11 protein-coding genes are annotated in these 13,373 nt (G+C 43.2%); 9 read left to right on the forward strand and 2 right to left on the reverse strand.

Annotated features, from left to right (window positions below):
- Positions 1-191 precede the first annotated feature (191 nt).
- The 4 genes from AB6D80_RS00890 to AB6D80_RS00905 all read left to right on the forward strand — a co-directional run bounded on the left by AB6D80_RS00890 (position 192) and on the right by AB6D80_RS00905 (position 5,554).
- Entirely contained in the window at positions 192-1,601 is a 1,410-nt protein-coding gene (locus AB6D80_RS00890; protein ID WP_372187553.1) for a DUF3404 domain-containing protein, read from the forward strand.
- Positions 1,579-2,229, forward strand: a complete 651-nt coding sequence (locus AB6D80_RS00895; protein ID WP_012600722.1) for a response regulator transcription factor — start codon at positions 1,579-1,581, stop codon at positions 2,227-2,229. The genes AB6D80_RS00890 and AB6D80_RS00895 overlap by 23 nt, the downstream gene beginning before the upstream one ends.
- Positions 2,226-3,056, forward strand: coding sequence for a DUF2861 family protein (locus tag AB6D80_RS00900; RefSeq protein ID WP_372187555.1), 831 nt, complete (start codon positions 2,226-2,228; stop codon positions 3,054-3,056). The genes AB6D80_RS00895 and AB6D80_RS00900 overlap by 4 nt, the downstream gene beginning before the upstream one ends.
- Before the next feature lie 119 nt (positions 3,057-3,175).
- Positions 3,176-5,554: a glycoside hydrolase gene (locus tag AB6D80_RS00905; protein WP_372187557.1), complete on the forward strand. Its 2,379-nt coding sequence runs from the start codon at positions 3,176-3,178 to the stop codon at positions 5,552-5,554.
- A gap of 72 nt (positions 5,555-5,626) precedes the next feature.
- Here the strand turns inward: AB6D80_RS00905 and AB6D80_RS00910 are convergent, their stop codons facing one another.
- A complete protein-coding gene (locus AB6D80_RS00910) occupies positions 5,627-6,529 on the reverse strand; it encodes a LysR family transcriptional regulator (protein WP_372187558.1) in 903 nt (300 codons plus the stop codon).
- Positions 6,530-6,657: 128 nt separating this feature from the next.
- Between AB6D80_RS00910 and AB6D80_RS00915 the strand changes: the two genes are divergently transcribed.
- The 5 genes from AB6D80_RS00915 to AB6D80_RS00935 all read left to right on the forward strand — a co-directional run bounded on the left by AB6D80_RS00915 (position 6,658) and on the right by AB6D80_RS00935 (position 12,775).
- Positions 6,658-7,722, forward strand: a complete 1,065-nt coding sequence (locus AB6D80_RS00915; protein WP_372187560.1) for an HlyD family secretion protein — start codon at positions 6,658-6,660, stop codon at positions 7,720-7,722.
- A 3-nt stretch (positions 7,723-7,725) separates the two neighbouring features.
- A complete protein-coding gene (locus AB6D80_RS00920; RefSeq protein ID WP_102249238.1) occupies positions 7,726-9,276 on the forward strand; it encodes a DHA2 family efflux MFS transporter permease subunit in 1,551 nt (516 codons plus the stop codon).
- Positions 9,277-9,552: 276 nt separating this feature from the next.
- Positions 9,553-11,142, forward strand: coding sequence for a response regulator (locus AB6D80_RS00925; protein WP_102249237.1), 1,590 nt, complete (start codon positions 9,553-9,555; stop codon positions 11,140-11,142).
- Entirely contained in the window at positions 11,136-11,468 is a 333-nt protein-coding gene (locus tag AB6D80_RS00930) for an Hpt domain-containing protein (protein ID WP_009844988.1), read from the forward strand. The genes AB6D80_RS00925 and AB6D80_RS00930 overlap by 7 nt, the downstream gene beginning before the upstream one ends.
- A gap of 410 nt (positions 11,469-11,878) precedes the next feature.
- On the forward strand, positions 11,879-12,775 hold the full coding sequence (locus AB6D80_RS00935; protein WP_102249236.1) for an RNA polymerase sigma factor RpoD/SigA: 897 nt from the start codon (positions 11,879-11,881) through the stop codon (positions 12,773-12,775).
- Between the two features lie 144 nt (positions 12,776-12,919).
- On the opposite strand, the gene AB6D80_RS00940 is transcribed toward AB6D80_RS00935, so the two are convergent.
- A complete protein-coding gene (locus AB6D80_RS00940; protein ID WP_102249235.1) occupies positions 12,920-13,273 on the reverse strand; it encodes a hypothetical protein in 354 nt (117 codons plus the stop codon).
- Positions 13,274-13,373 lie beyond the last annotated feature (100 nt).

Here is a 13,373-nt window from a genome sequence, read left to right on the forward strand (position 1 = left end):
AAAATGACAATAAGTACACAATTATCTAGTTTAATCCATTCAAATGATACTTACTGTATTTTTAATTTATTATTTTAAAACATGACCCACTCGACAATTTGTTGTTAAAGGAACACTTGTTGACATTCAGGTTACAAATCACGTCCAAAACTCTTTAGACTCGCCCCACGACTTTTAACGAGAATGATTGGATGCGCAGGTTTACCTTAGCCCTTGGCTTGATCTTTTGGCTCCCAACTCTAGCCAATGCCCAAAGTTTGCAAGATAAGTGGCAAACCCTGTATCAACTGAGCTGGCAATCATCTCCAATCTTAGTATCTCAACAAGAGTTAGCTCAGTATCCGAAAGTTCTGCTCCATGAAAGTAGCCGCTATCCTGATTTCAACCAATTCAGTTGGGACGACATCGCAGCGTTAGCGTCAATACAGGATCACTGCCAAGCAATTGAAAGCAGTAACCCTTCATTACATGATGCCATCGAGTTTGAGCTCTCCTTATGTCAGCAACAAGCATTGGATTCGATTTGGTTTGCAGCACACTCCAAACGTCACCCTGCCGGTGGCAGCTTTGCTGATCGTTATTTGGCAGCTTACCCAGACGTAAGCGAGCAAATACGCCCGTTTTTGAGCATTACCAACCCACAGCACCCTTTATATACCAAACTAGAAGCACTCACTGCACAAGGCAGAGAAGCACTGCTCAATGGATACCGCGCTTGGCAACAAGATGATGTGCTTTGGTTGAGTGGCGAACAAGGTTGGAAAGCGATTCCATCGGAAGTTTGGAAGCCTATCGCCGAGCAACAAGAAGTGATCTTGTCAGGCGAAAGCTGTTCTTTTCGTTACAGTAACCTGTGCCTGAGCGAGTCGAGCAACGACAACCTGATCATGAAAACGTTGATCTTTACATTGCTGTTTACATTGTTATCCGGGCTCGGCAGAGTCTTGTACCTAAGAACAAAACAACGAAAAGAGAGGCAGTTCGTTTTACAGCTTCTTACTCATGAACTGCGCACGCCAATTACTAGCCTAGGTCTAACCGTCGAAATGTTCAGAAACCGCTACGACGATTTTCCCGATGAGATCCAAGGGGCAGTTTGGCGTTTAATTTCAGACTATCAAAGGCTTTCTCAGCTCACCGAAAACAGCAAAGTGTATCTAAGTTCGGATCAGTCGGAGCCTTTGTTGAAGCAAAACGCATCATTGGAAGAGTGGCTCGACCATGTCTGCGAAAAGCACAATATTGCTTATCAATGTGAAGCAAGAGATGTTGAACTTAACCTGCCTTATTACTGGCTGACCATCTGTCTTGATAACTTAATCAAGAATGCTAAGCAGCATGGACAAGGTAAGGTTTTAGTTAAGATCTCCCTTGCAGATAAACTGAGAATAGAAGTACAAGATGAGGGTCACTTCCCCTCTTTGATACAACGACTTATTTCAAGAACAACACGGTGCGCCAATCACAAACAAGATAATATGGGCATTGGCCTGACTATTGTCGAACACTTGATGAAACAAGCGAATGGCCGTCTCATCATTCTCCGTAATCCAACCCGATGTATTTTGGAAATCGCTTATGAACACCCTACTGCTGATTGAAGACGACCAACTGCTTGGGCAAGGCCTCGTCAGCTTCTTTGAGTCCAATGGTTATCAATGCCTTTGGGTGCAAGATGCTCAGAGTGCCAGTAAGCTGTGGTTACGAGCCGATCTCGTGGTGCTTGATCGACAACTTGAAGACGGCGACAGCTTGCGACACTTACCTAATTGGTTACTGATCAAAGCCCTTCCTGTAATTGTGTTGACCGCCAAAGTTGAAGTTCAACAACGTGTTGAAGGTTTAATGGCAGGTGCCAAAGATTACGTGACTAAGCCTTTTTCGAACGATGAATTGCTTGCTAGAGTCATTACGCAGCTTCGCCCGTTAGGTGTTAGCCACTTAAATTACGCAAATATCCAAATCAACTTGTCGGAACGGATAGCTTATCTGGATGAAAGTCCAATCACGTTGAAACCTAAAGAGTTTCAGCTATTGGTACTGTTTATTCAGAACCAAAGTCGTGTGTTTCATCGAGATGAGTTGCTCAATAAAATTTGGGGTTATCAAGCCTTCCCAAGCACAAGAACCGTTGATAACCACATACTGCGTTTACGTCAAAAGCTTCCAACGCTGAAACTAGAAACGCATCGTGGAGTTGGTTATCGTTTGGCTGGGGAATCACAATGAAAGTAAACTCTCTAACAGCACTGTTCTGCACATTACCCTTTACAATGCCCTTTGCGTGTAATGCGGCTTGGTTTACAGACACGCCATTGCAACATACGTATCAATCTCTGCTTGATGAGCAACCTCAAGTCGCGTGGCAAGAGCTTCAAATCGCACTCAATCAACAAACACTTGATAGTGAGCTTTGGTTGCCAGTTAAACAAGAGATACTGAGCCAAACTCAATGCGGAACTTCACTAAGACAAGACACTGAGACGAAACATCACATTCAAGTTAGCTTTATCACGCGCCACGGTCTTTCATCACAAGGCTATCAAATCAAAGTGTCTGCGGAGCAACTCAACGAAGTGTTAGAAGATCAAACACAACGTATTTCTCTGGTCTCGCCTGATGGGAAAGTGGTTATCGACGGACAACTCTATACTGATGTCGAATATCAAGAAATTGAAACCAGTGAGATGCTCATCAAACCGGAATCGGGTGTTTATCAGTTAACGATAGGTTCGAACAACTACCCTATTATTGTTGCTTTAGACGACAACAAGCGATGGCTAACACTCGAAAGCAAACTCAACGACCCTCACATTGTGGTAACACCGCCTGAGATAATCGACAGCTGCCCAGACGCCAATGTCAGTTGGCAGTGGTTTGATGAAAACTACGATATGTTAGGTTTCAAGGTACCAATCAAGTCACTTGAAACAACAGTTCCGACAGAAAGCCCTTCGGCAACTAAAGCCAAACATTTGAGTGCATCGGTTGAAATGTTTGAATACCAAGGTGCGATTGAAATCCAATATGTACAGCGTGTCGCGGTGCCTTTCTAAGTTAAGCTCGCTATACAATGGCATTAAACGCCTAAGGGAAAGAATAGAGACAAATAGGTGACAAAACACCAACGCGACTTGGGTGTAATGGCCGTACTTACCCTTTACGGAATCTAGATATGGTCAACGTTCGTCATCAACTTACTCTTACGTCTTTTGCTATTGCAGCTCTATTCACGACTTGTGCGCTCTCGGCAAACGCACAAGATAATCAAATCGCCCTTATCAGCAATAGCCACACCGCCAACACCAACAACATTAACGCCAGCAATATAGTGTCGATTTCAACAAAAACATTAGCGATAGATTGGAATGGCTTAAGTGTGAATAGCGCTGCTTTGACCGTTGATCGTCAACCTCAAAAAGTTACTCACCTAGTCATAGACTCAAAAACCAAGGCATCTTGGACACTCATGCCGAGTGGAATCAATGTTGAAGCTGAGTTGAAGGAACATAATCTTCTTGTCCAATTCACCTTACCTGAAAACACACAAGTAAAACGAAACCAACCCATTGAACTCGTTTGGTTTGACCTAGCAGAACAACAAACTCAGACTCTATTTCTGCCCTTTAGTGAGGGTATGCGCGTTCCTACCAACAATAAGCAGTGGGCCAATTACCTAGTCGACAACCATTCTGGAAGCAACACCACTCAAGACTTAAAAATGCCTTTTTGGACTGTACAGCAGAACGATCAATTCATCAGTTATCAGATGATTACCCCAACCAACAACCAATTGTTCTTTTCTGATGTATCGTCGGATACGTCCTCTGATGAGAAGACCAAGATTGATATGAGCGCTTCACACCAATTTACAACGCTGAATCAATCACGGCCTTTTACGGTTCGGATAACACTTGGAGACTCTTGGTTACATGGCGCCAAACACTATCGCGATCGGCGAATTGAAAATGGTCTCTCTGAATCGCTTGTCGAAAAGCAAAAGCGTAATCCAGATATAAATAAGCTAATCGGCGCAAGCCACGTCTACTTGTTTGGTAAAGACCCATTAAGCATCCAAGATGTGAGCGACTGGTGGGGATTAAACGCTTGGTATCTAGAGGACTCTCAATTAAACATTTCAAGTGAAGCGAAGCGAGAGTTATCCCCTCTGTCTAAAGGCAAAGATTGGTTTAGCCAGTACCACAAACAGTTATTGTTGGACTCTATTAGCCAGTCGTTGCAGGTGTTATTTCCAATCGGTAATCCGACACTCGAAAACAACACGATTAAAGCGCAATACAAAGCAGCACAGGATAAGAAGAACTGGTTGCTAGAGCACGCCTCCCCCTACCTAAACTCGTCAGACACTTGGGGACAAGCGTTGTCTTCAGACATGGTAACCAATCTAAATAAGGCAGGCTTAAGCAAACTTTGGCTCGGATTCGACAATTGGATGCCAGCATTCTATCAACCTAACGCTGTGGCTCTGGCAAAACAGTCAGGATATCTGGTCGGCACCTATGACTCCTACAACACAGCCATTCCTGCGAAGCTGAACGACAACTGGCTAACCGCTCAATTACCAGAGCCAATGCGTCAAAGTTGTGCCATTGAACTAGCGGATGGCAGCCTAAAAAAAGGGTTTAGAGGTAACGGATTCTATCTAAATCCGAACTGCCATTTAGAATACGTAAAACAGCGCGCTCAAGACATTATAAAATTCGGCAACTTCAATAGCTTGTTCTTAGATGTTGATGCAACCGCCATGGCACGTGAAGATTACAGCGGCTCTACAGATAGTCATAGCAACAGCAATGGCAATGGCGATACAAACGAATCGGATATGCTTTCTGCCTTCAACAATCGAATGCAGTGGCTAAGCGAGCAACCATCGTTAGTATTAGGATCTGAAGACGGCAACAGCCTAACAACAAAAGGCATCGCGTTTGCGCACGGCTTAGAAACGGTTGGTTTTGGCTGGACAGATAAAGACATGAAAGAGAATCGCCGATCTCCCTATTACTTAGGTCGTTGGTACCCAGACCATAAGCCTGACTTCTTCTTTAAACCCGCCGAGGTTAAAGAGCCCTACAAGTCGCTACTGTTTTCGCCTCAATACCGAATTCCGTTATACCAAGCAGTTTTCCATGATGAAGTGATCAATACGCACCATTGGCATTCAGACAGCCTTAAGTTCACTAATGTACAAGCAGAACGTGACTTAACCGCCATGCTGTACAACACGCCAGCGATGGTTCACTTGACCAGGGATGAAGCTTTATCAAGTTCGAGTCCGAGAATCAAAGCACTCAAACATTATCAAGATGGCTTTGAACCGATGCACGAACAGTTATGGGATAAACAGTTAGTTGATTTCGAGTGGTTAGATAAGAACGGCGATGTTCATCAAACCGAGTTCAGTGACGGGAGTAAGATCATTGCTAACTTCTCCAACAAGGCCTTTCGTCACAACGGTATAGATATTGCTGCCCTATCGGTCAAAGCTATATTAGTGAATGGACAAGTCGTCGATTGGCAGTCAACTTATCATTAGCTTCGATACGGTTTAGGCAAAAGCGATTAATTGGAAGCCTAAGCACTTATTTACCCGCTAATGTTCAGCCCGTTACTTGTGCTTCCTATTTTGAAAGGCAGTCAGTAGATAGTCGATAAAGACCTTTTTACGTTTCGGCATCAACTGTCTATCTGCATACACTAGGCTTACTGAAACCTCAGGCATCTCATATTCAGGCAACAAACGAATCAACTTGCCAGTCTTGAAGTGCTCACGACAAATGAACTCAGGCAGCACTGCTAAACCAAGACCGTCCACACATGCAGTTAGACACGCCGTAATGGTATTCACCCGCAACTGGCACGGCAGATCGATCAAAATCGACTCACCAGCTTCTAATTGTAAATGCCACTTGGGTAAACGTGCCGCCTTGTTCACGACCTCAACCATACGAAATGGAGATTTTAAGTCTGAGGGCGTTTTGATTTCTCCAAACTGTTCTAGATATTCAGGGCTCGCCACAAGCGTTCTTTTTGAAGTCGTGAGATATCGAGAAACCAGACTCGAGTCCACCAGCTCACCAATTTGCGCGTAAAGATCGATCCCCTCCGCAATGATGTCGACTTCTCGATTCGACAGTTCTAAGTTCAAAGTCACGTTTGGGTGCTCTTTTAGGAAACTGTGGATGTATGTGGCTAATACTTGATGCCCCAATTCGACAGGCAACACAACATTCAACTGCCCTCGGATCAAATCCTGATTGGCAGAAACCTCTAACTCAGCTTGGTTCATGATCTCTTGCATCTGCATGCTCGACTGATAAAAGCGCTCACCCTCTGGCGTTAAAACTAAACTTCGTGTCGAACGAGTGATCAACCTCACACCTAGGTGCTGTTCCAGCTCGTCTAGCTTTCGGCTGACGGTCGACTTGGTCATGTTCAATGCTTCAGCTGCGTGCGTGAAACTCCCACAATCAACAACTTGTGTAAAAACAGTCACAGCATTTAAGTCCATCGTACTTCTCCCAAAGCCCTATTAGTAAGATTCATGCAACAGTGTTTCCCTTTTTTCCTATCTTATCAATCAATCGAATTCATTTACAATTCGTTACATCTAAATAAAAACAAAATGAGAAATAAAAAATGACAGAGAACAACAACGCTTCGCAATCAGTAAGCACAAAAAAACGTAAAAAAGCCCCGCTTATTGCTACTGCGATCATGCTGTCATTGGGTTTAGCTGGCGCAGGATATTGGTACGGCTATGGCCAGTACTTTGAATCTACTGATAACGCCTACCTACAAGGCGACATTACCAATATTAGTCCTAAAGTAAGTGGCTATATCGTTAAATCTTATGTGAGTGATAACCAATCGGTTAAAGAAGGTGATTTGTTGGTTCAAATCGATGACCGTGATTACCAGTCAGCACTCGCTCAGGCCAATGCCCATTTAAGCGTGGTGCAATCAGACGTAAAAAATCTAGTGGCACAACAAACATTACAACGTAGCAAAATTAACCAAGCAGAAAGCCGTGTCGATTCCGCACAAGCTGAATACGAACGTGCTATTCAGCAAGTGGTACGTTCTCGTAGCTTACTAAAACGTAACTACGCGTCTCAAGATGAAGTCGATAGCATGGCTGCACAGCAAAAAGTCACTCAAGCAGATCTCGAAGAAGCAAAAGCAAACCTCGTTGCGACCAACGATCAATTAACCGTTATTGCTAGTGAGATAGAACAAGCAAACGCATCGGTAACTGAAGCTCAAGCGCAAAGAGATCAAGCACAACTTAACCTTGATTACACCAAAGTGTACGCGCCAGCAGATGGTGTAATTGGCAAACGCAGCGTACGTGAAGGCTTATTGATTCAAGCAGGCGCGCCATTGATGAGTTTAGTACCAAACAACCAAGTGTGGATTGAAGCTAACTTCAAAGAGACACAGCTAAGCGGCATTCATAAAGGTCAATCCGTAGAAGTTGAATTAGATGCGTTCCCAGGACAACCACTCGAAGGCGTTGTCGACAGCTTCTCCCCTGCGACTGGTGCCAAGTTTGCGCTACTGCCGCCAGAAAACGCGACAGGTAACTTCACTAAAATTGTTCAACGTGTACCGGTGAAAATCATCATTCCAGATCAGCAAGAGTTGAAAGGTCGACTGCTTCCTGGTTTGTCTGTGGTAGCGACCATCGATAAACGAGGCTAGACCATGAGTAACGCTGGTGTTGTCACCCACACTAATGATGATGGCGAGGTTTCAAGACGTCATTGGATCGCCCTATTTGGCGGTTTGATTGGCGCGTTTATGGCGATTTTGGATATTCAGATCACCAACTCGTCTCTCAAAGATATTCAAGGTGCGCTATCTGCCACCTTAGATGAAAGCTCGTGGATCTCTACGTCTTATCTAGTCGCAGAGATGATTGCTATCCCACTCAGTGGTTGGCTTTCTAAAGCGCTTGGTAAACGTCGTTATATTACGTGGACGACGGCCATCTTCACCATTTCATCTTTACTGTGTTCATTCTCTTGGAATATGACCTCGATGATCGTGTTCCGTGCAATGCAAGGTTTTAGTGGTGGTGCTTTAATCCCTCTTGCTTTCTCGCTAGTGATTCAGCTTTTGCCTGTCAACAAGCGTGCCGTGGGTATGGCATTGTTCGGCGTAACGGCGACATTTGCTCCGTCAATCGGCCCAACGTTTGGTGGCTGGTTGACCGAAAACTTCTCGTGGCACTATATTTTCTACATCAATATCCCACCCGCTCTACTCGTGATCACCATGATCCGATATGGCTTGGATGATGAAAAGCTCGACCTTGGCACACTGAAAAAAGCTGACTGGTTTGGTATCGCGACCATGGCATTAGGGCTCGGTTGTTTGGAAGTGGTGCTAGAAGAAGGTAACCGTGAAGAGTGGTTCAGTTCGAGCTTTATCATTGGCCTAAGTATTGTGTCTGCAGTGAGTTTGGTTTACTTCGTGATAAACGAACTCCAACACAAAAAGCCACTGGTGAATTTGCGGCTATTGCGGGATGGGCAATTTGCTATGTCTTGTATCGCCTATTTGATTCTAGGGATGGCATTGCTCGGCTCTATCTATGTGCTACCAATGTATCTCACTCAAATCCAACAATACAATGCGATGGAGATTGGTGAAGTCTTGATGTGGATGGGTTTCCCACAGTTGTTGATATTCCCAATCGTTCCTAAGCTGACCCAAATCATTAAGCCTAAGTACTTGGTTACTTTTGGTTTCGCGATGTTTGGCTTCAGTTGTTACGTGAACACGCATATGACGATTGATTTTGGTGGTCAACAGTTGATCTTGTCTATGGTCCTTCGTGCTATCGGTAGCCCGTTTATTATGGTTCCGCTGTCTTTGGTTGCGATGAAAAACATCAGCAAAATGGACACGCCTGACGCTTCGACCTTAACCAACGTAATGCGTAATTTGGGTGGCGCGTTCAGTATTGCGATTATCGCTACGCTATTGGATAACAAAACCCGTGAGCATCTTGCACACATCAAAGAGTCGCTACCTTCAGTGAGTCAGTTAGGTTGGCAAACTCTCAAAAATCAACAAGCGTTCTTTATCCAATCTGGCAGTGATGCCGCGACAGCGATGCAACAAGCGCAAGCTAGCCTACTTGGCACAATGCAACGTGACGCTGCCATTATGGCTTACAACGATGTGTTCTTAATGATGACGGCGTTCTTGGCTCTAGCTGCAGTATTGATTCTAAATATGCGTGATTAGCGCAGAGTTTTATTTAATAGAGCTTCAAGAAAAGAACAACATTTCGAATAACAAATCGAACAATTAAACTGAGAGGTATGCTTATCGGCTTGCCTCTTTTTTTATTTCTAAAACACGTATAACCCAACGAAAATCAAGTAAAAGTCACCTGCGTTAGAAGGATTTCATAAATGTTTTAATTACCAATAGTTTATTGAGTATTTTTATGTGATATAGGCACCTTGACAATGTGCAACCTGACACCTAAATTAAAGATAATATTTGGTATTGAGGAAAATGGATTTGACCTTACCAACAGACCTTCGGATTTTGATTGTCGACGACTCCAAGAGTGCAACTATTCTTATAAAGCAGCAACTCTCGAGCTTGGGCATTGCACATGATTGCATCTTTATTGCGACCGACTATCGACAAGCAATTAAAGCGGTCGAGACGCACTCTTTTCATGTACTCCTCATTGACTACCACTTAGAACAGTCTTTTACTGGCTTTGAGCTGTTGGGGATTCTGTATCGAAACAGGCTCATCGATCATACGGTGGCGACAATCTTGCTCTCTGGGGATATGCGTCAAGAAACGGTATTAACTGCCCTTTCAGGCGAGGCACACCATTTCGTTTCTAAACCGATTCATACTCAGAGGTTAGGTAAAAAGATCCAAAGTGCTGTGTCCGTCTCGAAGAAGCTGACACAACTGAACGAGTTATATCCAATCACCAGTCAGGAGAAATTGGCTCAAGCATTAGCGGTCTCGCCTAATGGCACTAGCGTTCAATTCGAAGCGACACTGATTGAACATTTAATTTCAGGTAAGAAATGGCAATTACTCTCTAGCGTCATTAACCACTCGAAAACCAACATGCACCCGACAAAACTGGTTGCTGAAGCTCTGATTCTCGACAGTTTAGGAAAACAGGAGCTAGCCATAGATAAGCTCCACAACTTTCTGATCGCGCAGCCACTCTCATTGAGCGTCATTGACTGCTTAAGCTGTATCTACGAAAAACATAAGATGCTGCTTCCTGCTCTGAAATTAGCGATTCGTGCATTTGAGATGACACCAAGTATCAGCCATCGTGCAATCAGGGCGATTGACTTGGCTGAGAACGTAGACAACACACGTATGATCATAAAGTTAGGTGAGATGTATGCTACCCATATTTCAGCTGCTGACATTGATGTCATTCACTCCATTTGTGCGCACTTTAATTCGTTAAAAGCGACTTATCAGCGCGAGACGCAACTAAAGTACAAACGTATTTTGCTTGAGCACGCCAACCAATTCACCGAGTTAGTAAACCTGAAACTTCCGGTAAAACAACAGCAGCAGGTTTTGGCCAGCCTTGCCCTGTTTCAGAGCAGTATCTTGCTCATTGAAAATAGCCCTCAGGTTGCCCACAAAAAAGTGATTAGAGCTTCAACGCTGTTAGCGAATAATTTCCACAGCCAACCAACTTACTTGCTCGCTCAACTATTACCACTGCTCGTCCATTTTGGGGAATACTCTCTTTATCACTTAACAGTGGAGTGTCTAAAATCTCGTGGAGAAGCAGTAAACCACAAACTTGAGTCCAAAAATGTCGACCCTTCAACTTGTATAAACATTGAAAACTTTGGGTCGATCCAGGAATTAAAGGACTACATTCACAGTTACCCATATTCAGTTGCCGCCAAACTTGACTATATATACGCCGTCCATAAAGCTCATATAGATGAAAAACTTAGCGACGACTATTTAAGAGAAATTTTACAGTTAGAACTTCCTCCAAAATGGAATCAATGGATTAGTGATTCATTAAGAGCTGGTTTTTCGAGTAAGCCGCCTAGCCCATTTTCAACATACAGCCAACAGGAGTCTATATGCTAGATATCGATGCCTTAAATGCCTACTTAGATAATGACAGAGAAATAATCTTCGCTGTATTGTCTGTGTATCAAGAAGACCATGGCAATTCATTAGAAGAGATACAAGAACTGGTACAGCAACAAGATTGGGGCAAGCTTCATTTTATCGTACATACATTAAAAGGCATATTGGCCAGCTTCGGCGAGGAAACAGCTACAGCCGCCTTAGAAAGAGTCGAGCAAAACACATCCAATAAACTAGCACCTCAAACGGATGACCTTTCGGTTATCTATAGCGAAGTAAAAATCATCAATCAACAAATCGATGATGTACTCAGCACTTATTAATCGATAGAACTAAGAGTTACGTGGTGAAACTTAGTAGCCAAAGGAGTTGAGGTACTTGGAAACATTGAACCTCGACTCTTGTCATTTTTCTCATCATTTTCCCTCTCAATTATAGTTCTAACCCACACCTATAAATTCACGTCATTTATCTAGATAAACCAATGCATAACACATGCTTTATAAACTAGCCGCCTTAATGTTTTAAATGAAAAATCAACATACTTGATGAGATGCAAAATAGTTAAACATTTGTAGATCTTTTTGTGACATAAACATACGAAATTGCATTTTATTTATTGGTAAAGAAGGAACTGTTATCTACACTCTAGTGAAACCAAGCGTTAATCACTTGGTGGCATAATAATAAAATATAAAATAAAACGTTCAGTCGGCTAAAAAAGGACAAGGAAATGAACAATGACAGTTTTGCTGCGTTTCAGGGGCTCACGGATGACACACCCACTAAAGAATCATTTTCTACCACTGCAGAACCTTATGCTCGCTATCTAAAGGATATTGTGGGGATTGATTTGCTGTCGCGTGAAGATGAGGTGTATTACGCAAAATTGAATCGCGCGGGTGACAAACATGCACGTGACATCATGATCGAATCAAACCTGCGACTTGTTGTAAAAATCGCAAAGAGCTACCTAAAACGTAAAGGCAATAACTTCACCCTGCTCGACCTGATTGAAGAAGGTAACATTGGCTTGATTAAGGCAATCGATAAATACGATCCAGAACCCGGTTATCGCTTTTCGACTTACGCCGTATGGTGGATTCGAGAGAATATTGAAGCGGCATTGATGAATAAAGGTCGTACTGTCCGATTGCCCGCCCACGTATGCAAAGAAATAAATAGCCTCGCGTCCAAGAAGCTCGATGTAAGTAAAAAAATGAGTAAAGAAATTTCTATTTCAGAGTTGTCAGACAGCTCTGGCGTTAAGGCAAAACGTGTCGACCAACTCGTGGCGCTTAGCGGGTTTATTGACGTGACAACAACGGTTGGTATCAGCCACGCACCAATAGTACTTGAACAGTGTGAAAGTGAGTATATCCCTGACCCGCAAAAAGATTGTGAAGATCAGTCTTTTACCCAAGCTCTAGAGCAAATAATAAACACACTGCCACCCAAATTACAGAAGGTTCTCATTCACCGTTTTGGTTTCTTTGATAACAAGGTGAAAACACTGTCTGAGGTGGGACAAATGCAAGATGTGAATGTTTCTAATGAGCGTGTTAGACAAATGCAGAAAGAAGCAGTCGAGAGAATTCAAAAACGACTCAAATTTGATGGTTGGGTCTAAATAGCTAAATAGACATTTAAAGAACAATCACAAGGGTGAGCCTCAAAAGCTTGCCCTTTTTGTTTGCCTGCTTTCTTAGCAAACTTGAGTCATCATAGCTCTCAAAACAAGCAATCATGGTCAGCGAATCCAGGCTGCGTTTAATCACCTTAACGAAGTACCTCTTTCGCTGCGTAGAATGAGGTAATTAACATAGGTGGTTTCAAGGCAATCTTGCTCCCACAAAGATAGGATACGCTTAGTGGCAAAGTAATAGTCTTTGTTCCTCAATAACATGCCAACCGTGCGGCTAAGTTTTTCAAATCGCACTTGGTCGCTTGCCGAAATGTAATCGTCATCACTTTGAATAATGGGAGCCAAACCATCGGCAAACCAATTATTTAGAATTTCTCGCATCTCCAATTCAGACTCAGGTACATCCACACTCGACAACTCACGATGTTGAGGTGGTGGTACGATGTATCTCGACGCTTGTGGCGAACTGACATAACGATACATGTCGTCCCTCCTTTCTAACTAACTCTTCTAATAATTAAGGACATTTTTATCTGTTCTCAAGTTTATTTAGCGAAACAAAACAAATAAAAAAGCCATGCAT

Origin of the sequence: Vibrio sp. 10N.247.310.17 (genome assembly GCF_041466605.1) — a bacterium.
GTDB classification, from domain to species: domain Bacteria; phylum Pseudomonadota; class Gammaproteobacteria; order Enterobacterales; family Vibrionaceae; genus Vibrio; species Vibrio tasmaniensis_A.

What these genes read in the sequence shown, in the direction of transcription:
- AB6D80_RS00920 (WP_102249238.1), top strand. Translation starts at nt 7,726, where the DNA reads ATGAGTAACGCTGGTGTTGTCACCCACACTAATGATGATGGCGAGGTT.
- AB6D80_RS00935 (WP_102249236.1), top strand. Translation starts at nt 11,879, where the DNA reads ATGAACAATGACAGTTTTGCTGCGTTTCAGGGGCTCACGGATGACACA.
- AB6D80_RS00900 (WP_372187555.1), top strand. Translation starts at nt 2,226, where the DNA reads ATGAAAGTAAACTCTCTAACAGCACTGTTCTGCACATTACCCTTTACA.
- AB6D80_RS00925 (WP_102249237.1), top strand. Translation starts at nt 9,553, where the DNA reads ATGGATTTGACCTTACCAACAGACCTTCGGATTTTGATTGTCGACGAC.
- AB6D80_RS00890 (WP_372187553.1), top strand. Translation starts at nt 192, where the DNA reads ATGCGCAGGTTTACCTTAGCCCTTGGCTTGATCTTTTGGCTCCCAACT.
- AB6D80_RS00915 (WP_372187560.1), top strand. Translation starts at nt 6,658, where the DNA reads ATGACAGAGAACAACAACGCTTCGCAATCAGTAAGCACAAAAAAACGT.
- AB6D80_RS00930 (WP_009844988.1), top strand. Translation starts at nt 11,136, where the DNA reads ATGCTAGATATCGATGCCTTAAATGCCTACTTAGATAATGACAGAGAA.
- AB6D80_RS00940 (WP_102249235.1), bottom strand. Translation starts at nt 13,273, where the DNA reads ATGTATCGTTATGTCAGTTCGCCACAAGCGTCGAGATACATCGTACCA.
- AB6D80_RS00895 (WP_012600722.1), top strand. Translation starts at nt 1,579, where the DNA reads ATGAACACCCTACTGCTGATTGAAGACGACCAACTGCTTGGGCAAGGC.
- AB6D80_RS00905 (WP_372187557.1), top strand. Translation starts at nt 3,176, where the DNA reads ATGGTCAACGTTCGTCATCAACTTACTCTTACGTCTTTTGCTATTGCA.
- AB6D80_RS00910 (WP_372187558.1), bottom strand. Translation starts at nt 6,529, where the DNA reads ATGGACTTAAATGCTGTGACTGTTTTTACACAAGTTGTTGATTGTGGG.